Genomic DNA, 25868 nt, shown 5'->3' with positions numbered 1-25868 from the left:
CGGGCGCTAGCGCTTCTTGACGTGCGAGACGATTTCCGGATCGCTCTGCCCGGTCGTCTTCATCTTCTTGTCGGCGCGCTTCTCCTTCAGCGACTTACCGGATTTCTTCGACATGGAATTGCGGGGCGATTTGTCAGCCATGGACCATCCCTGAATGCGGAACCTGGACGGCTCCGATAGAGCCGACAGTACGCCACATCCCGGGAAACCCGGACCGATCGTCGAAAGGGCCGCTTCTAGGACGACGGATCGTCGAACAGGGTCTGCTCCTCGGGATTGTTGAACAGTCCCATCTGCTCGGGCCGCGGCTTGCTGTCGGGAGCGCTCGTCGTCGGTGGCAGCACGACCGTCCGGAGGGCGTTGCGCAGGGCACCAACGATGCGCTCCCACTGGTCCGCCGACGCATCATCGGTATCCCGCAACCGGGACACCCAGGCGGTCCCGGTGTCCAGGAGCACGAGGATCCGGTCGCGGTCGTGACCGCAGACGTCGGCGACGACAGCCGGATCGGTGTCGCGATCGGGCCCGGAATCCAGATGGAACAGCGTCTGGAGTTCCTTCGGCAGGTCGGTCGACGACATCCGGCCCTCGGTGCCAGGTGCCGCTTCCGGTTCGGGTTCCTCGTCGGAGCCGGAATCCCGGCTGAAGAACAGTTCGCCACCGAACCGCGACGCGAACTCGTTGTCGACGGTGCGCAGGAAATCGGCGAACGCCTTGCAGCTGTCCGTCAGGTGCTGCGGAACGAACGGGTTGCCCGACACTTCCAGGAACGCCGACAACCGGTCGTCCACCAGCACGAACTTGATCCGCGACCACGTGCGGTTGAGGTCGGCGGTGACTTCGGCCGCCCGGGTGCGGTCGCTGATGTCGTGCACCAGCGGCGCGAACAGTTGCACGTCGACGGTGTCGGCGAGCGGGCCGACGAACAGGATGGTGTTGCCCATCCGGATCGGGACGTCCCCATCCGGGTCGCGTTCGGGCAGCAGCCCGAGCATCGGCACCAACGCGAGCGTGATCAGTTCGTGCAGATGCTCGACGTCGCGCGGGACCACGGCGGTCGCGGGGTCGAGCTGCGCGACCAGCGGCGGCCGCACCGCAACCGGGTCGAACGTGGCCTCGGGGTCTGTGCCGGACGTCTCGGTACTCAGGAACGCGGGATGCGTGATTCCCCAGACGTCGCGGAACGCGGCCACGGTCATCGCGGCCAGCTGATCCGACCACGACAGCTTCTTGTCGACGTAGAACGCGGGGGAGCCGTCGTCGGGTTCGTCGTCCGGACCGCGGGTCGGCCGGTTCCAGCCCAACTCGGTGAGGTACGTCTGCTCGGCCTCGGTCAGCGCGCGGTCGGGGTGCAGGTAGTGGTTCGACGGCACCTCGCAGCGCACCGTGTCACCGTCCCACACGACGAACTGGATGCACGGCATCAGCCCCTGGGATTCGTCGAGCTCCTCGAATCCCGATTCGAGCACCAGAAGGTCCTCGTCCTGCATCGCTGCCAGATAGTCCGCGAGGCGCCGCTGGAACTCGGCCCAGTCGCGGTTCACACTCGAATCCAGATCGAAGTCCTGCATGTCTGCTCCGTCCGGGTCGGCCACAAGTCACCTACTTCCGCTCTATACGGTAGCGGCGATCGCCGAGACCGCAGCGCAGGAGGGGTCGGCGGGCTCAGACCGGGTGACCGGCCGCGATCCGTCCGGTCAGCCGGGCGACGGCGTCGAGGAGGTCCCACGACGTGCCCGGTTCCACCGCGACGGCGGTATCGCCCCACACGAGGTACCGGCCGTCGCCCTCGATGTCCCGCCACGCCAGACCGCCGACGGGGTGTGGTGAGTGCCGCGACCCGCGGATGACGGTGACGACCCCCTGGCTCGTCGACGGCCGGTCGAGGATCCGGGCCGCCCGTGCGCTCCCGGCCGGTGCCGGTGGGACCACGATGCCCGCCACCGTGCCCGCGTCGGTGTCGGGGAGCTGAGCGATCAGCTGCCGGCCGACGTCGTACGGTTCGCAGCTCCGGATCACCACTTCGGCGCCCGGATGCTGCACCGCCGCGATTCCGTGCCCGCGTGCGAGGGCTCCCGTCATGCGGATCGGGGTACCGCCGTCCGCGCCTGCCGAACCGGAGATCTCGATCCGGAGGTCGGGTTCGGCGAGCACCAGCAGCGCCGACTCGAGCGGGTCGTGTTCGGGTCCGGAGAAGTCGCCGCGGATCCGGCGCTGCTCCGCCTGGTACTCGTCGGCGGTGGCCAGCATGCTCGTGACCTTGAACGGATACGGAATGCGGTCCTGGCCGGTCCGGGCCCACAACGCCGAGAACTGCGAATCGCTCAACACCCAGTGCCCCACGACTATTCGCCGATCACCGCGGGCGTGACGAGGGGCAGCTTTCCGACGAGTTCGCTTCCCTCGTCGATGCTTTCGAGGTAGGTCGGGGGTTCTTCCGCGTCCTCCCGCTCGGCGGGCCGGGCCGGACCGCTCGGCCGCTCGCGGCCGGGCGTCCGGTGAGAGGACACGATGCTGTGCGCGTACCGCGCCACCCCGCCGCCGACGGCGCCGGCCAACGCCGCACCCGCGATCGAACCCGGCGCAGCCTGTGCGGTTGCCTGCGGGTCCTCGAGCCTCACCTCGTCGCTCTTACGGTGCTCATTGCGCGGGACGGAATCGGATTCGGGCTCGGCCACCTGCTGGTCGCTGGGTATGCCGTGCACCCCGTTCGGTCCGATGTCGAAGCCCACCGGCTGACCGTGGGCCGTTGCCGCGGCGTGGGTCGCGGCGAGGCCGGCAGCGGGGAGTTGTTGGTCCGCAACGCAATAGGCCGACGTGTACAAGGTGTCCATGGCGGCCTTCGCGTTCTGTTCCGCGGCGTCGGCGTCGGCTTCCGCGGTCCAGTTGGCGGGCAGCACACGGGTCCAGTCGGTCGGGTGGTCGCCGGGCCGGCCCACCGCGCCGCGCACCGCTTCGGCGCCTGCGGTCGCGTGCCGCAACGCATCCCCCACATCGGTGAACTGGCCGCCGACCCGTCCGGCGCGGGCGGCGTAGTCGTCGAGTGCCGCCGCCACCGTGGTCGCGGTCGGCCCACGCCAGCCGGCGTCGACGGCGGCGCGGGTCGCGTCGTGGAACGCGTTGACCGACTCACGGAATCGCCGACCGAGGTCGTCCCAGGCCGCGGCGACCGCACCGGACTCGGCGGGCCTCAGCGCGTCGACCGCACTCCGGATGGCGCGGTGATCCCACTCGCCCGACCGAAAATTCTCCCCGCCATTCATCCCCGACCTCCGATGCTGGACACTCCCGGTCCCGGAGTGGACCCCCCAATCCGGCGGGAAGCCACCTTACCGACTGCTGCATATGACTTGTCACCGCTCCCGATCTCGGAAAGGCTCGGATCCATGCCTTCGTTCTCGCCCGCAGTGTCCGGAACGCGCACCCGGTCGTCCGCCCTTGCGGTCGGGGCCACGTCGTTCGCGTTTCTCGTCACGATGATGGGAACGACACTGCCCACCCCGCTCTACTCCATCTATGCGCAGGAGCTGGCGTTCAGCGCCCTCACCGTCACGATCCTGTTCGCCGTGTACGCGGTCGGGGTCGTGGCCGCGCTCGCCCTGTTCGGGCGGCTGTCCGACGACGTCGGACGGCGCCCGGTGCTGTTCATCGCGGTCGCCCTCGCCGCGGTCAGTGCCGTGCTCTTCCTGCTGCCGTCGACGCTTCCGGTGTTCGTGGTGGCCCGGGTCATTTCCGGACTGTCCGCGGGTCTCATGACCGGCACGGGCACGGCCGCGGTGATCGACCTGTTCCCACCCGACCGCAAGGCGGTCGGCGGAATGCTCGCGGTCGCGGTGAACACCGGCGGCCTGGGATTGGGCACGCTCAGCGCGGGGGTGATCGCCGACATCACGTCGAGTCCGCTGACCATTCCCTATGTGGTGAACCTCGTGCTCGCCGTTCTCGCGGGCGCCGGGCTGTGGATCTTCGCGCCCGCACCGGCAACCCGTCCGACGTGGCGCATCCGACCCCGCCGCCTGCAGGTTCCCGCGTCGATCCGCGGCGCGTTCGTCACCGCGGTGCTCGCCGCCGGAACAGCATTCGCCGTAACCGGCGTGCTGACCGCGGTGTCGGCGTTGTTCCTGACGGAATATCTGGGGTCGAGGAGCCACACGATGGCCGGGCTCGTCGTGTTCCTGACGTTCCTGTTCATGGCGTTCGGTCAGCTGCTGGCCCGCCGGCTGTCGCCGTCCACCGCGATGCTCGTCGGGTGCCTCGGACTGATCCCCGCCGCCGCGCTGCTGGCGCTCGCACTGGCGTACACCGTCCTCGAGCCGCTGCTCGCGTCCGCGGTGGTCCTCGGCGTCGCCGGCGGCCTGTGCCTCAATGCGTCGCTCGCGACCACCGTCGAACGGGTCGAACAGCAATTCCGCGGCGGAGTGTCGTCGGCATTCTTCGCGGGGATCTACGTGATGCTGGCCGTTCCCGCGGTCGGGGTGGGTGTCCTCGCACGGTTCACCGACCTCCGCACCGCCGGGATTGTCTTCGGCGGGCTGGTCGCCGCGCTGGGTGCCGGGGTGGCAGTCGCGCAGTTGGTCGCGCGCAGACGGGCCTGAGCGGCTCTAGCCCCGCGGTCTGGTGGTGACGGGCGGGATGGTGATCACCGGACGCGTCGTCGTGGTGGTGGTGGTGACCGGCGGCAGTGTCGGCTCGGCGGGTGCCGCGGACGGCGGGGCCGCGATCCGGGGCGCGGTCTGCTCGATCGTCGTGACGACGGGAGGCCTGGTCACGGGTGTGGTGACCGGGGCCAGACTGATCGTCGGGGGAGGCGGCGCGACCGTGGCCCTGACCGGCGGCGGAGGCGGGGCGGGGGTCGTCGAGGGCGCGGGTGGCGGTGCCGTGGTCACGGGCGCCGGTTCGGTGGTGAGCGTGACGGCCCGCGGGGTGGTGAGGTCGGCCATCTGCCAGGTGGGGGTAGGCGGGACGAACACTTGGAAGGTGGCAGGTGCGGCGCTGTGCGGTCCGCCGGACTGCAGGCCCTCCGACGTCAGCGGTGGCGGCACGACTGCGGGCCCGCGGCTGCCGAACGCGCCGCCCGCGGCGCCGATCATCAGGCCGGAGACCGCCGACACGGTGGCAATCGCGAGTGCCCCGATCGCTACAGTCCTGTCGTCCATGCGTTACCCGTCCTCGGCGTGCAAATGCGTCCACCATAGAGGGCGCTTCCGTCTGCTGCCGCATGTGTCCGGAAATGCGAGCCGTCCGGGCACGTTCGCTGGATGGTTGCCGGGGTTCGGCGCACGCTGACGAGAACCCTTGTTCGGACGAGCCGGTCAGCCGACGATCGAACGGTGTCCATACCGCTCCGACCGGGGGTAACGATGTCTCTGCTCGACTGGTTGTTCCGTCGCCCGCTGTCCGAACGAACCGGGGCGGCCCTCGCTGCGTCGGCGATGCTGTTCGCTTCGTGAGCCAACTCGAGATCGACGCCGACGTCCTCGTCCTCGGCGGCGGACCCGCCGGAACGTGGGCGGCATTGGCGGCGGCCCGCGAAGGCGCGCGGGTCGTCCTCGCCGACAAGGGGTACTGCGGCACCAGCGGCCCCACCGCGTCGGGCGGCAACAACCTGTGGAACGTCCCGCCCGGCCCTGCACGCGAACGGTCGGTGCAGGCCCGCTTCGAGGACGGCGGCAGGCTGTCCGAGCCCGCGTGGATGTACCGGGTGCTCGAGGAGACCCACCACCGGGTGGACGAACTGGCCGGCGCCGGGTACCGGTTTCCGTCCGGCGACGACGGCCGGGAGGTGCGCACCAGTCTGCAGGGGCCGGAGTACATGCGCCGGATGCGCAGGCGTGTGCACCGCGCCGGGGTCGCCATCCTCGACCACAGCCCCGCCCTGGAACTGCTCACCACCGGCGACGGCGTCGTGTCCGGCGCCGCGGGTCTGCAACGGCAGAACGGATACGCCGCGTGGTCGGTGCGCGCCGGGGCAGTCGTCGTGGCGACCGGTGGCTGCGCGTTCCTGTCGGGAAGTTTCGGAACGAACGTCGACACCGGCGACGGACTGCTGATGGCCGCCGAGGTCGGGGCGTCGTTCTCGGGCATGGAATTCTCGACGGCCTACGCGCTGGCACCGGCGTGGAGTGGCCACACCAAGGGTTTGATGATGCAGTTCGCCACCTACTACGACGCGGACGGTCGGACTCTCGGGGACGGCGGCTTCTCTGCACGCGGCGCCGCGATGGCGCACCTCGCCGCCGGCCGCCCCGTGTATGCCCGACTGGACCGGGCCAGGCCCGATATCCGCGCGGCCATGCGCACGTCGCAACCGAATTACTTTCTGCCGCTGGACAAGGCGGGTATCGACCCGTTCACGCAGAAGTATCCCGTGCGGGCAGTGCTGGAGGGAACGGTGCGGGGAACCGGAGGCATCCGGGTCGCCGGCCCCGACTGCACCAGCGACGTTCCCGGCCTGTTCGTGGCGGGTGACGCCGCCACCCGTGAGCTCATCACCGGTGGTCGCAGCGGCGGCGGCAGTCACAACGGGGCGTGGGCGATCTCCTCGGGGACGTGGGCGGGTGCGGGTGCGGCGCGGTTCGCGCGGACGCGTCCCGCCCCCGACGGGGTGCGCGGCGCGGGCGCGGCCGGACTGCGCGGACCGTCCGCCCGCCGGCAGGCGTCGCGCTCCATCGTCGGACTCGTGCAGGAGCACACCCTGCCGCTGCGCCGCAGCTACCGGCGCAGCGCGACGAGCCTGCAGGACAGCGTGACCGCCCTCGACGAGGCCTGGTCGGGTGCAGCGGATCTGCTCGGCGGCTCCGAACGGGAGCTGCTGCAGGCACGTTCGGCCGCCGCGATGCTCGCCGTCGCGCGGTGGGCGACGCACTCCGCGCTGGCGCGGACCGAGACCCGGGGGATGCACGTGCGCACCGACCTGCCCGACACCGATCCGGCGCAGACCCGTCGACTGCTGTCGGGCGGACTGGACGACGTGTGGGTGCGGCCGGAACGCGGCACCGCCGAGGTCCGGACGGTCGCGTCGTGATCGAAGTCGTCGTCGCCGACCGCTGCGTGCAGTGCGACATCTGCATCAAGGTCTGCCCGACGGACGTCTTCCGCCGCGGCGCGGACGGCGTTCCCGTCGTCGCGCATCAGGAGGACTGTCAGACGTGCTTCATGTGTGAGGCGAACTGTCCCACCGACGCGCTGTACGTCGCGCCGTTCGACACCCCGGTTCCCGAGGACTCGACGCACACCGACGCCGAGAGCCTGGCGGAGTCGGGGGCCCTCGGCGCCTACCGTGCCGTGATCGGGTGGGGTGGCAGGCGCACGCCGGGGTCCACACTCGACCGGAACCACCTCTTCACCCCGTGAGTACTTGTTAACCGCCCGCGGTTAAGAAGTACTCACAGGGGTGGCCTTGCGGATGAACCGGCCGATCTCGCGGATGGCGCGGGTGCCCTCGGGAAGCAGTCCGGCGGCGGCCTGGAAGACGTGCACCTGACGTTCCCACACCTGCAGTTCGCACGGCACACCCGCCTGGGACAGCCGCTCGGACATCAGTTCCGCGTCGACGTACACCATCTCCTGCGAGCCGGTCTGGATCAGTGCCGGCGGCATGGAGGCGAGGGAGCCGTCCACGGGTGACGTGGACGGCTCGTGCCCGCCCCTGGTGTCCAGTCTTTCGATCAGCCTGGACAGGGCACCGACCGCGCGTTTGGGGAAGACAGCGCAGAGGTCGGCGTTGGGATGGGCCAGCTTGTTGACCGGGTCGAGGTCGGTCAGCGGCGACAGCGCGACGTCGGCGGCGGGACGCGGCAGCCCCTGGCGCAGGGCTTCGAGCGTCACCATGAACGTCAGGAATCCGCCTGCCGAGTCGCCGGCGATGACGATGCGGTCCGCGGTGTAGCCGTGGGAGAGCAGCCACCGGTACCCGTCGACACCGTCCGCGACGGCCGCCCGGATGGGGTTCCGCGGGATCATCCGGTACGCGACGTTCAGCGTCGACGCCTGCGACTCCGCCGAGATCCGGGACACCATCTGGCGGTGGGAGTTGATCCCGCAGCACAGGAACGCCCCACCGTGAAGGTAGAGGATCGCCCGGTCGCCGAGCTCACCCGGAGGCCGGATCCATTCGGCGCGGCAGTGCGGCAGCCGGATGGGCCTGCGCTGGGTTCCGCGAATGGGGCCGAGCGAGTACCCGAACAGGTCGACGACTCCGGTGGGCCACGGCAGTTCGGGGTAGCGTGCCCACCCGTCGAGGAACGGCCGGACCGTACGACGGAGTGTGTGGGTGAGGGCCGTCGACTGCAGGCTGGTTCCGGCGAACTCCCGCCGCGTCACCGGGAGCGGTGACGGACAGAATTCGTAAGTCGCAGTGCTCATTGCCTGCCTCCGTTCCGGCCTCGGTGCCCATCGACTTGCTGCCTTTAGGTTTTCCACCTCTTTGCGCCGTACGGTCTACATCGAAGTTGGTCGCACGGACGCTACGCCCGACGTAGCATCCAGGCGGAAGTCGTAATGGGATAGTGACCGAGCGGGGGTGAACGTCCAGGTGGGGATCATGCCGGTTACCGATTCGATATTCCTTCTCGGCGAATCGCGAGAGCATCCGATGCACGTGGGATCGCTCGAATTGTTCACACCGCCGGCGGATGCCGGCCCCGACTACGTGAAGTCGATGCTGGAAACACTGCTGAAACACACGGACGTCGACCCCACTTTTCGCAAGAAGCCTGCGGGCCCCGTGGGCACTCTCGGGAACCTGTGGTGGGCCGACGAGTCGGACGTCGATCTCGAATACCACGTGCGTCATTCGGCCCTTCCGGCCCCGTACCGGGTCCGGGAACTGCTGACGCTCACGTCCCGGCTGCACGGCACGCTCCTGGACCGTCATCGCCCGCTGTGGGAGATGTATCTGATCGAGGGTCTCAGCGACGGCCGCTTCGCGATCTACACCAAGCTGCACCACTCGCTGATGGACGGTGTCTCCGGGTTGCGGCTGCTGATGCGGACGCTGTCGACCGACCCGGACGTGCGCGACGCCCCGCCGCCGTGGAACCTGCCGCGCAGGGCGTCGGCCAACGGAGCCGCCCCCGACCTCTGGTCGGTGGTGAACGGGGTCCGTCGCACGGTCGGTGAGGTGGCCGGTCTCGCGCCGGCGTCGCTGCGCATCGCCCGCACCGCGATGGGGCAGCACGACATGCGGTTTCCGTACGAGGCGCCCCGCACCATGCTGAACGTCCCGATCGGTGGCGCGCGCCGGTTCGCCGCGCAGTCCTGGCCGCTCGAACGGATCCACGCCGTGCGGAAGGCGGCCGGGGTCAGTGTCAACGACGTCGTAATGGCCATGTGCGCCGGAGCGTTGCGTGGGTACCTCGAGGAACAGAATGCGCTGCCCGACGAGCCGCTGATCGCGATGGTTCCGGTGTCGCTGCGCGACGAGCAGAAGGCCGACGCCGGCGGCAACGCGGTGGGGGTCACGTTGTGCAACCTGGCGACGGACGTCGACGACCCGGCCGAGCGTCTGACGGCGATCTCCGCCTCCATGTCCCAGGGGAAGGAACTGTTCGGCAGCCTCACCTCGATGCAGGCGCTGGCGTGGTCCGCGTTCAACATGTCGCCGATCGCCCTGACACCGGTGCCGGGGTTCGTCCGTTTCACGCCGCCACCGTTCAACGTGATCATCTCCAACGTCCCGGGGCCGCGGAAGACCATGTACTGGAACGGGTCCCGGCTGGACGGCATCTACCCGACGTCGGTGGTGCTGGACGGGCAGGCACTCAACATCACGCTCACCACCAACGGCGGCAACCTCGATTTCGGTGTCATCGGGTGCCGCCGCTCGGTGCCGAGCCTGCAACGCATCCTCCACTATCTGGAGACGGCTCTGGGTGAACTCGAGGCGGCATTGCTCTGAGACGCAGTCTTTTCAGCGCCGAGCCGACTCCTGCTCGACGAGTGCCCGCCGCGACTCCTCGTGGAGCACTCCGAGCAATTCGTGTTCGACGTCCGCGAACTCGGGCGACGTCATCATCGACAGTTCGCGGGGACGGGGCAGGCCCACCGTCACCTCCCGCCGCACGGTGGCGGGCCGCGCGGACAGCACGACCACCCGGTCCGACAGGTAGACGGCCTCCCGGATGTCGTGGGTGATCATCAGGACGGTCCACCGGTAGCGCTGCCACACGTCCTGCAACCAGGTCTGCATTTCGGTGCGGGTCAACGAATCCAGGGCGCCGAACGGCTCGTCGAGCAACAGCACCGGACGGTCCTGGACGACGGTCCGCAGCATCGCGGCACGCTGTCGCATCCCGCCGGACAGCTGGCTGGGACGGGCGTCCTCGAATCCGCCGAGACCGAACACGGAGAACAATTCCCGGGCCTTGTCCCGCGCCTGCTTCTTCGGCACGCCCTGCACCTCGAGTCCGAGGGTGGTGTTGTCGAGGACGGTGCGCCACGGGAACAACAGGTCCTTCTGCGGCATGTACGCGCATTTCGCGGGACCACTCCCCGCGGGGCGCACCGGTTCGCCGCCGATCGTGACGGTGCCGGAGTCCGGTTGGTCGAGACCGGCGAGCATGGAGAACGCGGTGCTCTTACCGCACCCGCTGGGGCCGATCACCGACACGAACTCACCCGGTTCGACGGTGAACGAGACGTCGTCGAGGACGGGCCGGATGCCGCCGCGGACCGGGAATCCCTTGCTCAGACCGGACAGTGCGACGCGCGCGGTCTCACTCATGCCGGGCCCTCTCGTTCTTGATCCAGGGGGCGACGACGCGCTCGACCGCGAAGGTGAGCAGGTAGAGGCTGACGCTGATCACGGCCGTCACGAGCACCGCCGCCAGCACGAGGTCGGTGCGGAAGGAGTTCTTCTGCGTCGCCATGTAGATGCCGAGACCGGACGTCGCCCCGACGTATTCGGCGAACACGGCACCCACCACTGCGTACGTGATGCCGATGCGCAGGGCGGTGAAGAACCGGGGGATCGCAGACGGAAGCCGCACGTAGCGGAATTCCTGCCACCGCGAGGCGCCCATGCTGCGCAACAACGCGCCCGCCTCACGGTCGGCCGCGGCGAAACCCTCGATCAGTCCGATCGTCATCGGGAAGAACGTGGCGAGCGCGATCACGAGAATCTTCGGCAGCAGACCGAATCCGAACCAGATGATCATCAGAGGCGCGATCGCGATGATCGGGAGCGTCTGCGACACGACGAACAGCGGGACGAACGCGCGTCGCAGCCACGGCGAGAAGTCCACGAGCACGGCGAGCGCCCACGCGCAGAGCAGGGAGACGGCGAACCCGATCAGCGTCACCTGCAGTGTCGCGGAGGCGTGACCGGAGATGGCGTCCCGCGCCCGCCAGCCCTGCTGGACGACCCGCAGCGGCGACGGCAGCACCTGCGGCCGGATCCCGCTGACCGTCACGTACACCTGCCACGCGACGACGAGCAGTGCCACGACCACGACCGCGGGCAGCACCCGCCGCAGCAGCGGGGACGTGCCCGGGGCCGTGGTGCGGAGACTCGGGTCAGGGCTGAGTGAGGTACTCATTGGTGAAATATGTCGACCAGTCGGGTTCCGTGGTCAGCGGTGCCCCGTCGGGGCCGGTGAGCAGGCCGTGCTGGAACAGGAAACCGGAGTACCCCGCCCACTGCTCGGCCGTCTGTGTCCCGACCTTTCCGGAACTGTCCTTCATGTACTCGGAGGACAGCATCTGCTGGCTCTCCCGCACGAGGGACTCGTCCGTGAAGGCGCCGGGGTTGGCGTCGATCAGCATCTGCGCGGCCTCGTCCGGCCGGTCGGCGGCGAACTGGTATCCGCGCTGCAGTGCCTGGACGAACTTGCGGGCCTGCTCGGGATGATCGGCCATCCACTGCTCGTTGCCCTCGATGACGAGCGCGTACGCGTCCGGGAAGCCGTAGTCGGTGTAGTGGAAGTAGCGCATCGGGGTGCCCTGGTGCTCGGCCTCGATACCCTCCCAGCCGAAGAAGGAGACGGTGAAGTCGGCGGTGCCGGAGTACACGGCCTCGTAGGCCGAGGTGCCGAGCGTGACGGTGGTGAATTCGCCCTTGCCGCCGTCGTTCCGGATGATCTGCTTCAGCGTCTCCTCGCCGTCCGGGTCCGCGAACCCGGCGTAGATCTTGCCGTCCAGATCCCGGGGGCGGGTGATGTCGGCGCGATCCGCCTTCACCGCGATGCCCGTCGCCCAGTGCTGCAGCGGGGCCATCACCGACGTGGTCTGTGCGCCCGCGGCCTTCGAGAACGTCGCGGAACTCTGGAAGCTCACCCCGAACTCCGCGTTACCGGCGTCGACCAGGGTGTCGGGCGAGGTGTCGTTGTAGGGCAGCACCTGCACGTCGAGTCCGGCGTCCGCGAACCAGCCTTCCTGCTGGGCGACGAACAGACCGGTGTGGTTGGTGTTCGGTGTCCAGTCGAGTGCGAACCGGATGGTGTCGTCGGACTGCGAGTCACCGGCGCAACCGGTGAGCAGCGAGAGGGCGGAGACCAGGATGACGGCTGCGGTGGCAGCGCGCTTGGTACGAGAGAAGAGTGTCACGACGCCGGCCATTCCTGCTTGTTGAGAGCGGTATCCCAGAACATGAGTTCGTAGCGGCTGGCGATCACGAACGCCTCCGCCATCGCCTCACGCTGGGCGTCGGTCGACGCCTCGGCCGCGGCGTCCACGAGTTCGCGGGCCGTCGCGACGGCGGCGTGGAACTCCTCCGCGTCATAGGTGGTCACCCACTGCGCGTAGGGGTGCGACGGGTCCGCGGAGAGCACGTCGCGGGCGCTGGCCGCGAGCCGGTGCCCGACGTCGGCGTAGATCCAGAAGCAGGGCAGTACCGCCGCCGCGGCCACCGCATACGGCTCGGTGGCGGCGACGGCCGTCAGGTAGGAGATGTACCCCAGGCAGGCCGGCGAATGCAGCGGCTCCACGTCCGACTCGGGGAGTCGTCCGCTGGTCAGCAGATTCTGGTGCAGCGTCGCCTCGACCGTGGCGGCCTCGGCGGCCGAGCCCGCCCAGAAGCCGGCCTCGACCGGGCCCGGCGCGTGCGCGGCCACCAGCGAGAGGGCCTTCGCGTACCCGGTCAGGTACAGAAAATCCTGCTCGATGTACGTGCGGAACACGTCCAGCGGCAGCGTTCCGTCGCCGAGTCGGCGCAGGAACTCGAGTTCGTCGATCGCCTCGCGCAGCACCTTGGTCCGGTCCCACAAGTGGTCCGTGAATCGGGCGTGCTGGCCGGCGCCGGCAGCATCTTGGACAGAGCTATTCACAACGTTGACATCCCTTCGTCAGCATTACCTGAGCAGGTTCCCGGGTGTGTTCTCAGCCCCGCCCGTGCGGAGCACCCCGTGTCAGAACAAGCCGACCCTAGCACCGGCCGTGCCGCGGGCGGAAAGGCCCGGGTCGGTGGACGGGCTCAGCCGGCGAGGAACGCGGCCGCGCTCGGCGGGAGGGGCGCGGGGCCGCGCCGGTAGATCTCCGCGGGCCGGCCGGTCCCGACGACGGCCATGTCGCCGGTGTTCTCGAGGGCCGGCATCATGTGCCGCCGGAACGAGTCCTTCGGCAGGAGGCGTCCGAACACCACCTCGTACACCCGGCGGAGTTCGAGGACCGTGAACGTGTCGCCGGCCAGGCCGGACGGGTCGACGGACCGCGCGTATCGCTCTCTCAGGTCGGCGACGGCGAGGGCGACGACGTCCGCGTGGTCGAATGCCAGCTCCTGCGTCACCCGGTCGTCGTCGACGGTGATCAGCAGCGCGTCGCGGGGGAGCGTCGTGCGGGGCAGCGCGGCGCCGTGCGTCATCGACAGCACCCACCCGCGATCGTCGCGGCTGGGATCGTCGAGCATGGCGAGCTGATGGAATTCGGTGCCGGTCAGGCCGGCCTTGATGCGCAGGCACCGCTCGGCGGCGTCCCGCAGTCGTTCACCCTCGTGGAGGAAGGTGCCGGGGAGGGCGATCCGGCCCGAACGGCGGGGAACCGCAAGCACTTTCAGTTCCGTGCCGTCGACGGTGAGAACGGCGACGTCGACCGCCACCGACGGGCGCGGATAGTCGAGGAGGCTCTTGCCCCCGGGATCGGTCCATGCGGCCACGCACGAATGTTAGCGCACGGTTGATCTATATCGCGTTCGATCGGTCCTGCCTGCTCATCGTTGGTAGTTTGGCGAGAGTCCCGGTACGTGCTGCGTGAGGAGATTCGTCCGTGGAGGTCGACAAGTCCGGCGACACGCTCGTCGTCCGCGCCCGGGACGGCGAGGTGCGTGGCTACCCCGAGGGCGACGTCTACGCGTGGAAGGGCATTCCGTTCGCCGCGGCTCCCGTCGGTGAACGGCGGTTCCGCGCGCCGGTCCCGCCCGCACCGTGGGAGGGTGTGCTCGATTGCGTCGACTTCGGCCCGATGGCGCCGCAGGGGCACGGCACCGCCGTCCCCATCGATGCGGGACTCGAAATGGACGAGGACTGCCTGTCCGTCAACGTCTGGGCCCCGAGACCCGGCGGCACCCCCCGGCCGGTGATGGTGTGGATCCACGGCGGTGCCTACTGCCTGGGAACCGCAGCTCAGGGCATCTACAACGGGCGCATCCTGTCCACCCTCGGCGACATCGTGCTGGTCTCGTTCAACTACCGGGTGGGAGCGCTCGGCTTCCTCGACCTGTCGTCGTTCTCGACGGCCGAGCGGGTGTTCGAGACAAACTGCGGGCTGCGCGATCAGGTCGCCGCCCTCGAGTGGGTGCGCGACAACATCGCGTCGTTCGGCGGCGACCCGGACGAGGTGACGGTGTTCGGGGAGTCGTCCGGAGCCGGGTCGATCACCACGCTGATGACGTGCCCGAGCGCGGACGGGCTGTTCCACCGTGCGATCGCCCAGAGCCCGCCCGCCACGTCGGTCTACGGGAGCGAGCGGGCGGCGACCGTCGCGAAACAGTTCCTCGACATCCTCGAGGTGGAACCCGCGCAGATCGACACCCTGCTGCACCTTCCGTACCGCACGGTCATCGAGGCCAGCGACACACTCGTCAACGAGGTGCCGACGCGGATCCCGGGCACGCTCGCGATGGCGCCCGTCGTCGACCGCGACTTCCTGCCCCGCTACCCGGTGGCCGCCTTCCAGAAGGGCTACTCGCACCGCATCCCTCTCATCATCGGTTCCAACAAGGACGAGTCGTCGATCTTCAAATTCATGAAATCGCCGCTGCTGCCGGTCACGTCGGATTCGGTGCAGGAGATGTTAAGGGCGATCGCGGCCGATCACCCCGAACTGCCCGCGGCGCGCCTCGCCGACATTCTGTCGGTGTACCCGGACCGCGGAAAGCCGAAGGGCGCGCTCGCGATGTCGCGGGACGCCGCGTTCCGGATGCCCGCCCTGTGGGTGGCCGACGCCCACAGCCGGCACTCACCGACGTGGATGTACCGGTTCGATCAGGCCACGCCGATGCTCAAGGCCGCGCGCATCGGAGCCGGGCACGCCACCGAACTCCCGTACGTCTTCGGCAATTTCGACACCCTCAACATCGACCCGACGTTCTGGCTCGGCGGCCGGAAGACGGCGCTCGAGGTGTCGGGCCGGATCCAGCGCCGGTGGCTCGCGTTCGCGCGGCACGGTGTCCCCGCCGCGCTGGACGGGTCCAAGCACTGGGCCCCCTACGACGAGGAGAACCGCTCGACGCTGCTGATCGACGGCGCGGACACCCTCGTGAAGGACCCGGACCACGAGATGCGGATCGCCTGGGGCAACGACGTCATGGGATTCAACTGACGGGCACCTTGTCGTCCAGTTCCTTCAGCACGGGCAGCGCGAAGCAGGCCAGCCCGATGATCAGGACCGGGATCGCGAGCACGAAGAACGTCGGCTGGATACCCCACTTGTCGAGGATCGGACCGGCCAGCAGGTAACCCAACGGACCCGCGGCGTACGCGGTGGACGTCATGACCCCGGTGACCCGTCCGCGCATGTGCTCCGGACTGCGAGTCTGCATGGCGTAGTTGGCTATCGGGCCGACCGGACCGAACACGAGACCCTGGAGGAGTGCCAGCGCCAGAATCGCCCACAGCGGCGGCAGGAACGCCATCGCGACCATGGCGGCGCCCAGCACGGTCACCGCGACCACCATCAGCGTCCTGCGCGACACGAACGGCGCGAGCGGTCCGTACGCGAGGGCGCCCACCACACCGCCGATGCTGAGCGCCATCAGGACCGAACCGAGTTGCGCGGGCTTGTCGAGTTCGGTGAAGTACACCGGGAACACCACCGATTCGACGGGCATGTACAGCGCGACCACCGCCATGTCCACGAGAGCGATCGTCCGCAGGAGCCGGTTGTGCCACACGAACTTCAGTCCCTCGAGCGTGCCGTGCCAGATGGACGTCGGGCGCGTGGAGGTGTCGGGTCTGCCGGCGTTCTCCAGTCGCAGGAACGCGATGGTCACCACGGACAGCACGAAGCCGACGGCGGTGACCCACAACGTGTTCACCGCACCCACCGTGGCGATGAGGACGCCGCCGATGCCCGGTCCGACGAGATACGCCATGTTGTAGTTGGCCTCGTAGAGGCTGTTCATCCGGTCGAGTGACCACCCCGCGGACTTCGTGGCGGCGGGCAGCATCGACTCCCGCGCCGCGATTCCGGCCGGATCGAACGCGGCGCCGATCGCGGCGAGGACGGCGATCACGGTCACGGTGAGGCCCGTCGTGTTCGCGATCACCGGGATGGCCGCCACGGACAGGGCAGACAGGCAGTCGGAGATCATCGACGTGCGGCGACGTCCGAACAGGTCGACGAACGTGCCCGCGAACAGGCTCGACAACAGCAGCGGGAGGGTGGCGGCGCCCGCGACGATCGCGGCGTCGGACGCGCGACCGGTCCTCTCGAGCACGAGCCAGGGCAGCACGACGATCGCGATGCCGTTGCCCGTGGACGAGAACAGCGTCGCGAGGTTCAGGAGGATCAGGGGCCCGAACCGGCGAGTCACAGCCGTCTCGGTGGCGGTCACGGCAAGGGTCCTCTTGTCGGCTCGATCGGTGGTCCTTCGACGCTAACAGCGAGGTCGTGGCCACCGCGAGCGAATTTCGGCCGCTACTGGTTGCGTTGCAGGGTCAGTTCGGCGAGGGTGCGCGCTCCGTCGCACGGGTCGCCGGTGCCCGACCGCTGCTGCACCCACCACGTGATGACGCCGGAGTAGGCGGCGGTGATCCCGCACGTCGCCGAATCACCAGGACGCCGGGCGCTGAACGCCGACGTGCCCGCGATCGACGTGGTTTCCACCTGGTAGCCCAGCTGGTCCGCCACACTTCGCTCCCGTTGCAGCGAGTTGTTCTCGAACCAGCCGAACGTGACGTCGATCGATCCGGCGGCGGACGACACCGTCCACATGCACACCGCGCCGAAGAAGTACTGGTCGATGCCGGCGCCGTGGAGGGTCTCCGCGATCTTGTCGTTGGGGACCGCATCGCACTCGCGGAGGAGTTTGTCGAACTGCGGCGAGCCGTCTTCTTCGGAGGCGGCCGCGCCCTCGGGCAGCGGACTGCCGGTGACGGAGGTGCCGCAGCCGGCGAGAACCACCGCCGACGCCACCGCCGCGGCGAGCCGGCGTGCGCCGCTCACTTGACCTTCTCCAACGTCAGCCGGCCGAGCGCGGTCGGGGCCGCGCACGGATCGGACGGTGCGGTGCCGGTGCCGTAGCGGACCAGCCAGTGCACGAAGTCGGAACCCGTGCCGAGCGCGACCTCGCAGAACCCGACGTTCTGCGAGGAGAACCCGCGGTGCCCGGCGATCTCGAGGTCGTGGACCTCGTGACCGATGCCCTTGGCCACCGACCGTTCCCGGTCGATGGGGCTGCCGCGGTACCAGGTGAACATCACGTACCGTTCGCCGCCGTCCGCTTCCCACCGGCACTTGATGCCGTTGCGCGATACCGGGGTGAGCCCGGTGATCCCGGCCCGCTCGTACACCTCGGCGTCGGTCAGCGAGCCGCATTCACCCACGAACGCGCCGGGCTGCGCGGACACCGACGTGGTCGGCGCGGACGCCGCCGGATCGGACTCGGAACCGTCGCCGGAACCGCAGCCGGCCAGCACGACCGCCGCGGCGACCAGACACGTCGCGCGGACGGTCAGGACCGGATCAGACGAGCTCCGCATAGCTCGGATTCTCGGCGATGTACTTCTCGACGTACGAGCACGAGGGAATCACGGTGAGTCCGCGGGCCTTCGTGTCGTCGAGGGCGGCCTTCACCACTTCCGCGGCCAGACCCTGACCGCGGAACTGCGGGTACGTCACGGTGTGGTGGAAGTCGCGGGCACCGTTCCGCTCGAAGTAGTCGGCGTATCCGGCCAGCTGGCCGTCGAGGTAGACCTCGAACCGGGATTCCGACACGTCGTGCTCCACCGTGGCCGCCACAGACCGCTCCTCTGCTCGTGTGGCGTGCGCGCTGTCCCGCGCACGCTGTCACTCGCAGATTACCGTCAGTCCGCGAGGTTGGTGCGCAGCAGCATGACGTTGTAGTCCGACCAGGTGGTGGCCAGGAAATACAGATCGGATCCCTGCGACCACGGGTGCATGTACGCGCCGTACAGCTCCGGCACGTCCCGGCTGCTCACCAGCACCTCGGGTTCGCTCCAGCCGGATTCGAGGTGGTCGGACCGGCGCATGACCACCGAATTGCCGGCATCGGTGTACATCGCCACGAACTGGCCGAGGTACTGGTTGAACTGCACCGACAACTCGCTGACGGGTCCGGGGATGACCGGTGCGGCGACGGTGGCGTTGGCCTTCACCCACGCCTTGCCGTCCCAGTACTCGTACAGCGTGAGATTCCGGATGTCCGCTTCCTTCACCCGCGACAACCGGGCGTCGCCGGAACGACCCGACGGCGTGCCGAACCCGTAGACGAATCCGTCGTGCTTGACGTACGAGCCCATCTGGAAGTTCTCGGCGCCCGTGCCCGGCACGTTGGGCCGCAGCGTCAGGGGGTCGGCGACCCAGTTCTCGCCGTTGTCCACGGAGTACGCGATGCCGGACGCGTTGGTGTCCCACTCGCCGGGCGCGCCCCAGCTCCGCACCGACATGTAGTCGATGTACTGCGTCGCGCCGGGACCCTCGCCGACCGAGATGCCGGTGGTGGGGATGACGGTCTGCTCCACACCCGGGATCTTCTTGCTCTGGATGATCTCCTTGGAATGGTTCGGAGTATCGATCGGGGAATTGTCGATGCCCATCCCGTCGGTGAGGTCCTTGTCGGAGCTGCGCAACAGGATGTTGCTGCGCCAGTCGCCGACCAGACCGCACAGCGGGTTGTCGCTCAGTCCGACGGTGTCACCGAACGCGGTGAGGACTTCACCTCCGCCGTTGTCCCACATGATGCCGAGGTCGGTGCCGAGCACCCGGAACCTGCCGATCGTGTCGTTGGAGCTGCGCGGCCCGGTGATGTGCGCGATAGCCTGAGTTTTGCCACGCAGCTCGGGAAGGCGACCATCGCTTCCGTTGAGCCAGGGAATGGGGTTGATGCCCTGGTTCGAGCCGCTCGATCCGAGGCTGCCGGTTCCGCCGAGGCACGGCGCCGCCGTCGCAACTGGGGGCGTCATGGTGAAAAACGTGCAGGTAGAAGCGAGTAAGGCGGGCATCGCCAGGGAGGCGACACGGCGGAGTCTGGTCACGAGCGCACCTCTCTGCGACGAATCGAGTCGGGTCCGGTCACGCTAGCAATACCTCACCTGTCACACCAGTCCCTAGGGTAACCATTGGGTATCGCACCCGGAACGGGTAGCTACAGGATCGCTCCGGGGTTGAGGATCCCCAGCGGGTCCAGTGCGTTCTTGATCCGCTGCGTCAATTCCATGACGTCCGGGCCCAACTGGTCGGGCAGCCAGGCCTTCTTCAACCGGCCCACTCCGTGCTCGCCGGTGATCGTGCCGCCGAGAGAGAGTGCGAGGTCCATGATCTCGCCGAAGGCCAGGTGCGCACGCTCGGCCATCGCGGCGTCCTCGGGGTCGAACACGATGAGCGGGTGCGTGTTTCCGTCGCCGGCGTGCGCGATGACCGCGACCATCACGTCACGCTCGCGGGAGATGGCCGCTATTCCCTCCACCAGCGCAGGCAGTTTCGGGAGCGGAACGCCGACGTCCTCGAGGAGCAGGCTGCCGAGTCTCTCGACGGCGGGGATCGCGAATCGTCTTGCCGCGGCGAAGGCTTCGCCCTCCTCGGGGTCGTCGGTGGTGAAGACCTCGGATGCGCCGTTCACCGTGCACGCGTCGGCCATGACGGAAATCTCTTCGGCCGCAATCGCACCGGGCGCATCCGAGCGGGCGATGAGCATCGCCTCCGCCATCCGGTCCAGGCCCATCTTCAGCGCGTCCTCGACGGCGCCGATCGAGGCGCGGTCCATGAATTCGAGCATCGACGGCCGCAGCGTGCGGGTGATGGCCAGCACCGTGTCGGCGGCGGCCTGGACGGAGGCGAACGATGCGACGAGGGTGCTCGACGGCGGCTGGGCCGGGATCAGCCTGAGCGTCGCCTCCGTGACGATGCCGAGGGTTCCCTCGCTCCCGACGAACAGCTTGGTCAGCGACAGGCCGGCCACGTCCTTCAGCCGCGGCCCGCCCAGGCGTACGTCCGTCCCGTCCGCGAGGACGACGCGCAGCGCGAGGACGTAGTCGGTGGTGACGCCGTACTTGACGCAGCACAGCCCGCCGGCGTTGGTCGCGACGTTGCCGCCGATCGAGCACATCTCGAACGACGACGGATCCGGTGGGTACCAGAGCCCGTGCTCGGCGGCCGCGGCCTTGACCTCCGCGTTGAGCAGTCCCGGTTCGACGACGGCGATCCGCGTCACCGGGTCCACCTCGATCCGTCGCATGCGTTCGGTGCTGACCACCACGCAGCCCGCCACGGCGGTGGCGCCGCCGCTGAGCCCGGATCCCGCTCCGCGCGGGATCACGGGGACCCGGTGCTCGGTCGCCCAGCGCATCACCACCTGGACTTCCTCGGTGGTCGTGGGGCGGGCGACGGCGAGGGGGAGGACGGCGTCGGGATCGCGCGCCCAGTCCTGGCGGTAGGAGACCAGGACGTCGGGATCGGTGACGAGGCGCCCTTGGGGGAGCGCGGCGGCGAGCGTCGCGAGTGCGTCGTCGGTGACCGTCATCGTGACTCCTGAAATGCGGGTGTCGGGCGCCCCGACGGTAACCCAGCGGGCCACGGGTGTCCTCGAATTGGTCAAACGTCCAACTGAACCGATTCCGACCCCGTTGTTCGGATATCGCTCCAACCTGGACGTTCGGTGCAGAAGCGAGACCCCACTAGTCCATCTGTTAGTTACTTACGCGTAGGAGTCTCACGATGTGGGATCAGGGGGGTGAATTTTTTCGGGGGTCCCGGCGATGGGGTATGCAAGCGGGTCCGGAGGAGAAAATGCAGGTAGGGGCGTCCCGAGAACCGTGGAGACCCGGACAAATCGGGTGTAACACAGGTCACATTCGTCACTCTGTTACCGGATCGTATCGACCAGGCAATGCAAAAACTCACTTCTACGGGTTAGCGTCTTGCATCGTCAAACACCGGCGAGGCGTTACACCCAAACGGAGATTCTCACGAAATGTGAGCTAGAACACGGTTGGGGCCGGGTTTTGCCGCACCGACCCTGGAAGGACCCGCACCGATGAATGCACTCCACCGAGATCCCAGCAGCTACATCTCCGCGATGTTCTCGTACGAGTTCCTCGACGGTGGCATCGACTACGATTCCATCGAACAGATCCATCGTGGCGAGTTCGACGAATGGATCTTCGCACTGGCCGGTTCGGGATTGTTCACCAACGAGGAAGTTCGGTCCATGGTGCAGGAATGGCGCCTGAACCCGAAGACCCTCCTGAACACGCTCCTCGCCGACGCGGACGAAGTCACCGCCAAGCGCTGCGAGGTCACCTGGGCCGCACTCGACCGCGTCGCCCCGTTCGCTCCGTCCGTGCCGGTCGCCGTCTTCGGCTGAAGGCCTTCCCGCCGCAGGGCTCGCCGTCGTCACACGAGTTCGGTTGAATCTCCGTTCACGACGATCGCCTGATCGTCCGTCAAGGTGCGGTACTCGATGCCGGCGAGCTTCAAAGCGCTGACAGTGCGCCGAACGGCTGCCGCGTCCTCCAAGGGCACGGCGTCTTCGGCCCCTGGAAGCTCCGCAGGCGGGTGATGCGGCACGATCGCGAAACTCACCACGCCCAGGCCGTCCCAGAGCGGCTCCATGCCGCAGGTTGCGACCACCTCCGCCGGGTCATCGGAGGAGTCGAGACCGTGCAGCGTCGGAGTCATCACACACGCCCCCGCGCTGTAGCCGGCGTACACCAGCGAATCGCTCAGCAGTAGTTCCGGGATCACCCGGTCCGCCCCGCTCCGGGCCATCTGCGCGCGCAACACGAACGTGTTCCCGCCGCGCACCCACAGCATGCCGAACCCGTCCAGCCGCTCCTTCAGCGCGGCGGAACGCGCATGCCCGTCGCTGCCGATGTAGTCGCGCAGATCCACCTCCTCCGGGGTGAAGCCCAGCCGCGTCAGCGGCATCACGTCACTCACGACCGCAGACGTCCGCGCCGTCCGCGGCCACGCGTCCGCGGCGGCGGCGATCACCCCCACGCGCCCCGGACGGCCGATGAGCGACAGCAGCGGCGCGGGATCCGCCCCGAACCGATACGAGGACAGGAACAGGCGCACCGCGGTCAGATCGTGAACGCGAGGTTGTCGACGATCCTCTTGCCCACGGCGGTGTCGCCGCTCAACGCGATCTCGTCGCGGTGATCCACTGCGGTCGTCCTGCCGCCCGCCAACCGGGTGAACAGCCGGGAGTCGAGGGTCACGGTCGTGGTGGCCTCGGATGGCAGTTCGTCGACCACCGCGGCTCTGCCGTCGACGGCGATGTGGATGTTCCTCGCGAGCGGTCCCGTGAGTTCGAGGGTGATCCGCGACCCGTCCGGAGCCTTGCCGCGCTTGCCGACGAGGAACGCGACGGCGCCGGCGATCTCCTCGAACGCCGTCTCCCCGCGGACGCCTCCCTCGTCGCCCGGCAGCGCGAGTGCGTCCCGGAGGTCGAGCTCGTGCATCCAGCAGTCGAACATGCGGATCCGCATGAAGCGGAGATAAGGCGCCGGGCCGACCGGTGTGGTGGTCTCGGCCTGGAATGCCTCGTCGGTCATCTCGCCCAGTTCCGACCGCCTGCGGGCGACGATCGCCCGGAAACGCTCGAGCATCTCGGGGCCGGAGCACCCCCGCAGTCCCTCGACCCACTCTTCGTTGAACGCACCGATCTCGTTGCGCACGTGCGCGAGGCCACGGACGTCGATGCTGGTGTGCGGCGCGGAGATTCCGGCGAGGAGCGACTCGGTGCCGATGAGATGCGCGGTCACGTCGTGGACGGTCCACCCGGGCAGCGCGGTGGGTGTGAACCATGCGTCGCCGGACAACGACGACAGCACCTCGTCGAGTACGTCCCATTCCTCGAACAATGCGTCGAGGATCGGTTCCTTCTGTAGGGCATTCACGGGTCGTACGCCTCCTTTTGCCTCAACTCTAGGACCTCCCGGCGGGGCGTCCGAGCGTTTTCGCCGCGGGCAGACGAATGCGCCGGTGACGGCGTCGAAGGCCTCCCCGTCCCGGGTTCGGTGTGGTAGACCGATGGTGAGAATCTCCATTAACAAAGGAGTGCGGATGTTTCCTGGAAACTTCGTGGCGACCACCCCGGACAAGCCCGCTGTCATTCGTCCCTCGACGGGGGAGCAGTTGACCTACCGGGAGCTGGACGAGCGGTCCACCCGCCTCGCGCGGCACCTGCGCTCGCTCGGCCTGAAGGTCGGCGACCACCTGGCGCTCGTGTCGAGCAACGACCTCCGGGTCCTCGAGGTGTACTGGGCGGCGCTGCGATCCGGGCTGTACATCACGGTGGTGAACTGGCACCTCACTCCGGAGGAAGCCGGCTACGTCGTGGACGACTGCGGAGCCGAGGTGCTCATCGTGTCCGCCGACGCGGGCGGCGCCGTGCCGCGCGACCCGAACCAGCTTCCCCGCGTCCGCCACCGTCTCGTGTACGGCGGCGAACTCGACGGATTCGACAGCTACGACGACGCCGTGGCGGCGCAGTCGGCCGAACCGCTCGATTCGCAGCCCCGCGGGCAGGACATGCTGTACTCGTCGGGTACCACCGGCAGGCCGAAGGGGATCAAACCCGCCCTCCCCGAGGGCGAGGTGGACACCACGATGGATCCGTACACCGCCGTGTTCGCCCCGATGTACGGATTCGATTCCGACACCGTCTATCTGTGTCCCGCACCCCTGTATCACGCAGCGCCGCTGCGCTTCTGCGGCACCATCACCTCCGTCGGCGGCACGATCGTCCTGATGGACCGATTCGACGCCGAGGAATCGCTGCGGCTCATCGAGGAGTACCGGGTGACCCACAGTCAGTGGGTGCCGACGATGTTCGTCCGGATGCTCAAGCTGCCGAAGGACGTTCGCGACAAGTTCGACGTGTCGAGTCTGAAGGTGGCGATCCACGCGGCGGCGCCGTGTCCGCCCGACGTGAAGCGTTCGATGATCGAGTGGTGGGGCCCGGTGATCCACGAGTACTACGCGTCCACGGAGGGTGCCGGTGCCACGTTCATCGACAGCGCCCAGGCCCTCGCGAAGCCGGGATCGGTCGGCCACGACGGCGTCATGGGCATCGTGCACATCTGCGACGACAACGGTGCGGACGTACCCGTCGGTGACATCGGAACCGTCTACTGGGAGAGAGAGGAACGGCCGTTCGAATATCACAACGACCCGGCCAAGACCGAATCTGCGACGCACCCCGACCATCCGACGTGGACCACGAGCGGCGACATCGGGTACATCGACTCCGTCCGCTTCCTCTACCTCACGGACCGCGCCGCGTTCATGATCATCTCGGGTGGGGTGAACATCTACCCGCAGGAGTCGGAGAACGTTCTCACCATGCATCCCAAGGTGTTCGACGTCGCGGTGATCGGCGTGCCCGACGAGGAGATGGGCGAACAGGTCAAAGCCGTCGTGCAACTCGTCGAAGGGGTGGAGCCGTCCGATGCCGTCGCCCGCGAGTTACTCGACTACGTCCGCGACCGGGTGAGTCACTTCAAGGCGCCGCGCAGCATCGACTTCTCCGACGACCTGCCGCGAACCCCCACGGGCAAACTCGTCAAGCACAAACTCCGTGCCCGGTACCTGAATGCCGGATGAATTCCCGCTGAATTCGCGCACGTCACCAGTCCCGCGCCGAACCGCAGCGCGGGCAGGTGCTCGCGGCGTGATCGGTAAGGAACAACCCGCAGTCGGGGCATACGCGGTCGAGCCAGCAGACGGGGTCGCCGCCGAGGTCGTCGTCCGGCTCTGCGATCGGCCGGGCCTCGTAGCGGTCGGTGGTCACAACCGATCCAGCATGTATTCGGCGAGCACCTCGGCGTGACTGTGACTGACGTCCTTCGTCGCGGTCAGAAGAACGATCGGCCGACCCTGTGCGAGTTCCTGCACCCGCGCGACGGCCTTCCGGCCGGTCGGCGAATCGAGCTCGTGAACGTACCGCTCGCGGAACTCACTGAATGCGGCGACGTCGTGCGAGTACCAGTGACGCAACTCCGTCGACGGAGCGAGGTCCTTGGCCCAGTCGTCGAAATGGAACGCGTCCTTGCGGAGCCCCCGCGGCCAGAGCCGGTCCACGAACAGTCGCAGTCCGTCGCCCTCGGTCGGATGGTCGTAGACCCGCTCGACGACGACCGGCGGATCCGCGGTGACGTCCTCCGCGCTCCGTTCCTTCGGTTTGCTCATGGCCGAACCTCCGCTTCCTTGCGGCTGTCTACCGTCAGACTACGACCAAACACCCTGTGACCGGG

General features: G+C 68.5%; 28 protein-coding genes and 1 riboswitch. Of the genes, 7 read left to right on the top strand and 21 right to left on the bottom strand.

Translation table 11 applies throughout. The features are described from left to right. Positions 1 to 6: 6 nt before the first annotated feature. The 4 genes from ACFVJ3_RS29445 to ACFVJ3_RS29430 all read right to left on the bottom strand — a co-directional run bounded on the left by ACFVJ3_RS29445 (position 7) and on the right by ACFVJ3_RS29430 (position 3263). Complete coding sequence (locus tag ACFVJ3_RS29445; protein WP_378455422.1) at positions 7 to 141, bottom strand: hypothetical protein; 135 nt, start codon at positions 139 to 141, stop codon at positions 7 to 9. Positions 142 to 236: 95 nt separating this feature from the next. After that, a complete protein-coding gene (locus ACFVJ3_RS29440; RefSeq protein ID WP_378455421.1) occupies positions 237 to 1595 on the bottom strand; it encodes a hypothetical protein in 1359 nt (452 codons plus the stop codon). A gap of 70 nt (positions 1596 to 1665) precedes the next feature. Continuing rightward, entirely contained in the window at positions 1666 to 2331 is a 666-nt protein-coding gene (locus ACFVJ3_RS29435; RefSeq protein ID WP_378455420.1) for an ESX secretion-associated protein EspG, read from the bottom strand. 14 nt (positions 2332 to 2345) lie between these two features. Further along, entirely contained in the window at positions 2346 to 3263 is a 918-nt protein-coding gene (locus ACFVJ3_RS29430) for a hypothetical protein (protein WP_378455419.1), read from the bottom strand. Between the two features lie 123 nt (positions 3264 to 3386). On the opposite strand from ACFVJ3_RS29430, the gene ACFVJ3_RS29425 reads away from it, so the two are divergent. Next, a complete protein-coding gene (locus tag ACFVJ3_RS29425) occupies positions 3387 to 4595 on the top strand; it encodes an MFS transporter (protein ID WP_378455418.1) in 1209 nt (402 codons plus the stop codon). A gap of 6 nt (positions 4596 to 4601) precedes the next feature. Here the strand turns inward: ACFVJ3_RS29425 and ACFVJ3_RS29420 are convergent, their stop codons facing one another. Beyond that, positions 4602 to 5156 carry a hypothetical protein gene (locus ACFVJ3_RS29420; protein ID WP_378455417.1) on the bottom strand — a complete coding sequence of 185 codons (555 nt, stop codon included), beginning with the start codon at positions 5154 to 5156 and terminating at the stop codon, positions 4602 to 4604. 290 nt (positions 5157 to 5446) lie between these two features. Here ACFVJ3_RS29420 and ACFVJ3_RS29415 point away from each other — a divergent pair, with 290 nt between their 5' ends. Together ACFVJ3_RS29415 and ACFVJ3_RS29410 are read left to right on the top strand one after the other, a co-directional pair. Then, a complete protein-coding gene (locus tag ACFVJ3_RS29415; protein WP_378455416.1) occupies positions 5447 to 7024 on the top strand; it encodes an FAD-binding protein in 1578 nt (525 codons plus the stop codon). After that, the gene (locus ACFVJ3_RS29410) at positions 7021 to 7353 is read left to right on the top strand and encodes a ferredoxin family protein (protein WP_378455415.1); all 333 of its coding nucleotides are present in this window, start codon (positions 7021 to 7023) and stop codon (positions 7351 to 7353) included. Before ACFVJ3_RS29415 ends, ACFVJ3_RS29410 begins: the two co-directional genes overlap by 4 nt. A gap of 21 nt (positions 7354 to 7374) precedes the next feature. Here the strand turns inward: ACFVJ3_RS29410 and ACFVJ3_RS29405 are convergent, their stop codons facing one another. Next, positions 7375 to 8364, bottom strand: a complete 990-nt coding sequence (locus ACFVJ3_RS29405) for an alpha/beta hydrolase (protein WP_378455414.1) — start codon at positions 8362 to 8364, stop codon at positions 7375 to 7377. Positions 8365 to 8542: 178 nt separating this feature from the next. Here ACFVJ3_RS29405 and ACFVJ3_RS29400 point away from each other — a divergent pair, with 178 nt between their 5' ends. Next, positions 8543 to 9898: a wax ester/triacylglycerol synthase family O-acyltransferase gene (locus tag ACFVJ3_RS29400; RefSeq protein ID WP_378455413.1), complete on the top strand. Its 1356-nt coding sequence runs from the start codon at positions 8543 to 8545 to the stop codon at positions 9896 to 9898. 12 nt (positions 9899 to 9910) lie between these two features. Here ACFVJ3_RS29400 and ACFVJ3_RS29395 read toward each other — a convergent pair whose 3' ends face one another. From ACFVJ3_RS29395 to ACFVJ3_RS29375, 5 genes are all read right to left on the bottom strand, one after another. Next, on the bottom strand, positions 9911 to 10723 hold the full coding sequence (locus ACFVJ3_RS29395; protein ID WP_378455412.1) for an ABC transporter ATP-binding protein: 813 nt from the start codon (positions 10721 to 10723) through the stop codon (positions 9911 to 9913). After that, positions 10716 to 11537: an ABC transporter permease gene (locus tag ACFVJ3_RS29390; RefSeq protein WP_378455411.1), complete on the bottom strand. Its 822-nt coding sequence runs from the start codon at positions 11535 to 11537 to the stop codon at positions 10716 to 10718. The genes ACFVJ3_RS29395 and ACFVJ3_RS29390 overlap by 8 nt, the downstream gene beginning before the upstream one ends. Beyond that, on the bottom strand, positions 11515 to 12555 hold the full coding sequence (locus tag ACFVJ3_RS29385; RefSeq protein WP_378455410.1) for an ABC transporter substrate-binding protein: 1041 nt from the start codon (positions 12553 to 12555) through the stop codon (positions 11515 to 11517). Before ACFVJ3_RS29385 ends, ACFVJ3_RS29390 begins: the two co-directional genes overlap by 23 nt. Further along, positions 12540 to 13262, bottom strand: a complete 723-nt coding sequence (locus ACFVJ3_RS29380) for a TenA family protein (protein WP_378455409.1) — start codon at positions 13260 to 13262, stop codon at positions 12540 to 12542. Before ACFVJ3_RS29380 ends, ACFVJ3_RS29385 begins: the two co-directional genes overlap by 16 nt. Then, positions 13256 to 13351: riboswitch (TPP riboswitch) on the bottom strand. (Overlaps the previous gene by 7 nt.) A gap of 57 nt (positions 13352 to 13408) precedes the next feature. After that, the gene (locus ACFVJ3_RS29375) at positions 13409 to 14086 is read right to left on the bottom strand and encodes an NUDIX hydrolase (protein ID WP_378455408.1); all 678 of its coding nucleotides are present in this window, start codon (positions 14084 to 14086) and stop codon (positions 13409 to 13411) included. Positions 14087 to 14196: 110 nt separating this feature from the next. Here ACFVJ3_RS29375 and ACFVJ3_RS29370 point away from each other — a divergent pair, with 110 nt between their 5' ends. Further along, the gene (locus ACFVJ3_RS29370) at positions 14197 to 15750 is read left to right on the top strand and encodes a carboxylesterase/lipase family protein (protein WP_378455407.1); all 1554 of its coding nucleotides are present in this window, start codon (positions 14197 to 14199) and stop codon (positions 15748 to 15750) included. Here the strand turns inward: ACFVJ3_RS29370 and ACFVJ3_RS29365 are convergent. The 6 genes from ACFVJ3_RS29365 to ACFVJ3_RS29340 all read right to left on the bottom strand — a co-directional run bounded on the left by ACFVJ3_RS29365 (position 15743) and on the right by ACFVJ3_RS29340 (position 21130). After that, positions 15743 to 16984, bottom strand: coding sequence for an MFS transporter (locus tag ACFVJ3_RS29365; RefSeq protein ID WP_005252784.1), 1242 nt, complete (start codon positions 16982 to 16984; stop codon positions 15743 to 15745). The genes ACFVJ3_RS29370 and ACFVJ3_RS29365 overlap by 8 nt on opposite strands. 83 nt (positions 16985 to 17067) lie before the next feature. Continuing rightward, the gene (locus ACFVJ3_RS29360) at positions 17068 to 17595 is read right to left on the bottom strand and encodes a DUF3558 domain-containing protein (RefSeq protein ID WP_378455406.1); all 528 of its coding nucleotides are present in this window, start codon (positions 17593 to 17595) and stop codon (positions 17068 to 17070) included. Then, positions 17592 to 18131 carry a DUF3558 domain-containing protein gene (locus ACFVJ3_RS29355; RefSeq protein ID WP_378455405.1) on the bottom strand — a complete coding sequence of 180 codons (540 nt, stop codon included), beginning with the start codon at positions 18129 to 18131 and terminating at the stop codon, positions 17592 to 17594. The genes ACFVJ3_RS29360 and ACFVJ3_RS29355 overlap by 4 nt, the downstream gene beginning before the upstream one ends. Next, complete coding sequence (locus tag ACFVJ3_RS29350; protein ID WP_378455404.1) at positions 18115 to 18390, bottom strand: GNAT family N-acetyltransferase; 276 nt, start codon at positions 18388 to 18390, stop codon at positions 18115 to 18117. The genes ACFVJ3_RS29355 and ACFVJ3_RS29350 overlap by 17 nt, the downstream gene beginning before the upstream one ends. A gap of 65 nt (positions 18391 to 18455) precedes the next feature. Further along, complete coding sequence (locus ACFVJ3_RS29345; protein ID WP_378455403.1) at positions 18456 to 19574, bottom strand: DUF4185 domain-containing protein; 1119 nt, start codon at positions 19572 to 19574, stop codon at positions 18456 to 18458. 182 nt (positions 19575 to 19756) lie between these two features. Beyond that, entirely contained in the window at positions 19757 to 21130 is a 1374-nt protein-coding gene (locus ACFVJ3_RS29340; RefSeq protein WP_378455402.1) for an FAD-binding oxidoreductase, read from the bottom strand. A gap of 513 nt (positions 21131 to 21643) precedes the next feature. Here ACFVJ3_RS29340 and ACFVJ3_RS29335 point away from each other — a divergent pair. After that, positions 21644 to 21973: a hypothetical protein gene (locus ACFVJ3_RS29335; protein ID WP_005254150.1), complete on the top strand. Its 330-nt coding sequence runs from the start codon at positions 21644 to 21646 to the stop codon at positions 21971 to 21973. Between the two features lie 29 nt (positions 21974 to 22002). Here the strand turns inward: ACFVJ3_RS29335 and ACFVJ3_RS29330 are convergent, their stop codons facing one another. Both ACFVJ3_RS29330 and ACFVJ3_RS29325 read right to left on the bottom strand, forming a co-directional pair. Further along, positions 22003 to 22686: a Type 1 glutamine amidotransferase-like domain-containing protein gene (locus ACFVJ3_RS29330; RefSeq protein ID WP_378455401.1), complete on the bottom strand. Its 684-nt coding sequence runs from the start codon at positions 22684 to 22686 to the stop codon at positions 22003 to 22005. Positions 22687 to 22691: 5 nt separating this feature from the next. Next, complete coding sequence (locus tag ACFVJ3_RS29325) at positions 22692 to 23510, bottom strand: maleylpyruvate isomerase family mycothiol-dependent enzyme (protein ID WP_378455400.1); 819 nt, start codon at positions 23508 to 23510, stop codon at positions 22692 to 22694. A 166-nt stretch (positions 23511 to 23676) separates the two neighbouring features. On the opposite strand from ACFVJ3_RS29325, the gene ACFVJ3_RS29320 reads away from it, so the two are divergent. Beyond that, positions 23677 to 25218 carry an AMP-binding protein gene (locus ACFVJ3_RS29320; protein ID WP_378455399.1) on the top strand — a complete coding sequence of 514 codons (1542 nt, stop codon included), beginning with the start codon at positions 23677 to 23679 and terminating at the stop codon, positions 25216 to 25218. Between the two features lie 22 nt (positions 25219 to 25240). On the opposite strand, the gene ACFVJ3_RS29315 is transcribed toward ACFVJ3_RS29320, so the two are convergent. Continuing rightward, a complete protein-coding gene (locus ACFVJ3_RS29315; RefSeq protein WP_378455398.1) occupies positions 25241 to 25405 on the bottom strand; it encodes a hypothetical protein in 165 nt (54 codons plus the stop codon). Continuing rightward, complete coding sequence (locus tag ACFVJ3_RS29310; RefSeq protein ID WP_378455397.1) at positions 25402 to 25803, bottom strand: DUF488 domain-containing protein; 402 nt, start codon at positions 25801 to 25803, stop codon at positions 25402 to 25404. The genes ACFVJ3_RS29315 and ACFVJ3_RS29310 overlap by 4 nt, the downstream gene beginning before the upstream one ends. Positions 25804 to 25868: the final 65 nt, after the last annotated feature.

This window comes from Rhodococcus sp. NPDC127593 (genome assembly GCF_042671975.1).
Classification (GTDB): Bacteria; Actinomycetota; Actinomycetes; order Mycobacteriales; family Mycobacteriaceae; genus Rhodococcus_F.
This window is presented reverse-complemented; position numbering and strand designations above follow the sequence as displayed.

Bases quoted from the DNA above. Each gene is read 5' to 3' on its own strand.
- ACFVJ3_RS29445 (WP_378455422.1), bottom strand. From the start codon at position 141: ATGGCTGACAAATCGCCCCGCAATTCCATGTCGAAGAAATCCGGTAAG.
- ACFVJ3_RS29430 (WP_378455419.1), bottom strand. From the start codon at position 3,263: ATGAATGGCGGGGAGAATTTTCGGTCGGGCGAGTGGGATCACCGCGCC.
- ACFVJ3_RS29425 (WP_378455418.1), top strand. From the start codon at position 3,387: ATGCCTTCGTTCTCGCCCGCAGTGTCCGGAACGCGCACCCGGTCGTCC.
- ACFVJ3_RS29420 (WP_378455417.1), bottom strand. From the start codon at position 5,156: ATGGACGACAGGACTGTAGCGATCGGGGCACTCGCGATTGCCACCGTG.
- ACFVJ3_RS29405 (WP_378455414.1), bottom strand. From the start codon at position 8,364: ATGAGCACTGCGACTTACGAATTCTGTCCGTCACCGCTCCCGGTGACG.
- ACFVJ3_RS29400 (WP_378455413.1), top strand. From the start codon at position 8,543: ATGCCGGTTACCGATTCGATATTCCTTCTCGGCGAATCGCGAGAGCAT.
- ACFVJ3_RS29395 (WP_378455412.1), bottom strand. From the start codon at position 10,723: ATGAGTGAGACCGCGCGCGTCGCACTGTCCGGTCTGAGCAAGGGATTC.
- ACFVJ3_RS29390 (WP_378455411.1), bottom strand. From the start codon at position 11,537: ATGAGTACCTCACTCAGCCCTGACCCGAGTCTCCGCACCACGGCCCCG.
- ACFVJ3_RS29385 (WP_378455410.1), bottom strand. From the start codon at position 12,555: ATGGCCGGCGTCGTGACACTCTTCTCTCGTACCAAGCGCGCTGCCACC.
- ACFVJ3_RS29355 (WP_378455405.1), bottom strand. From the start codon at position 18,131: ATGCGGAGCTCGTCTGATCCGGTCCTGACCGTCCGCGCGACGTGTCTG.
- ACFVJ3_RS29345 (WP_378455403.1), bottom strand. From the start codon at position 19,574: ATGACGCCCCCAGTTGCGACGGCGGCGCCGTGCCTCGGCGGAACCGGC.
- ACFVJ3_RS29340 (WP_378455402.1), bottom strand. From the start codon at position 21,130: ATGACGGTCACCGACGACGCACTCGCGACGCTCGCCGCCGCGCTCCCC.
- ACFVJ3_RS29335 (WP_005254150.1), top strand. From the start codon at position 21,644: ATGAATGCACTCCACCGAGATCCCAGCAGCTACATCTCCGCGATGTTC.
- ACFVJ3_RS29320 (WP_378455399.1), top strand. From the start codon at position 23,677: ATGTTTCCTGGAAACTTCGTGGCGACCACCCCGGACAAGCCCGCTGTC.
- ACFVJ3_RS29310 (WP_378455397.1), bottom strand. From the start codon at position 25,803: ATGAGCAAACCGAAGGAACGGAGCGCGGAGGACGTCACCGCGGATCCG.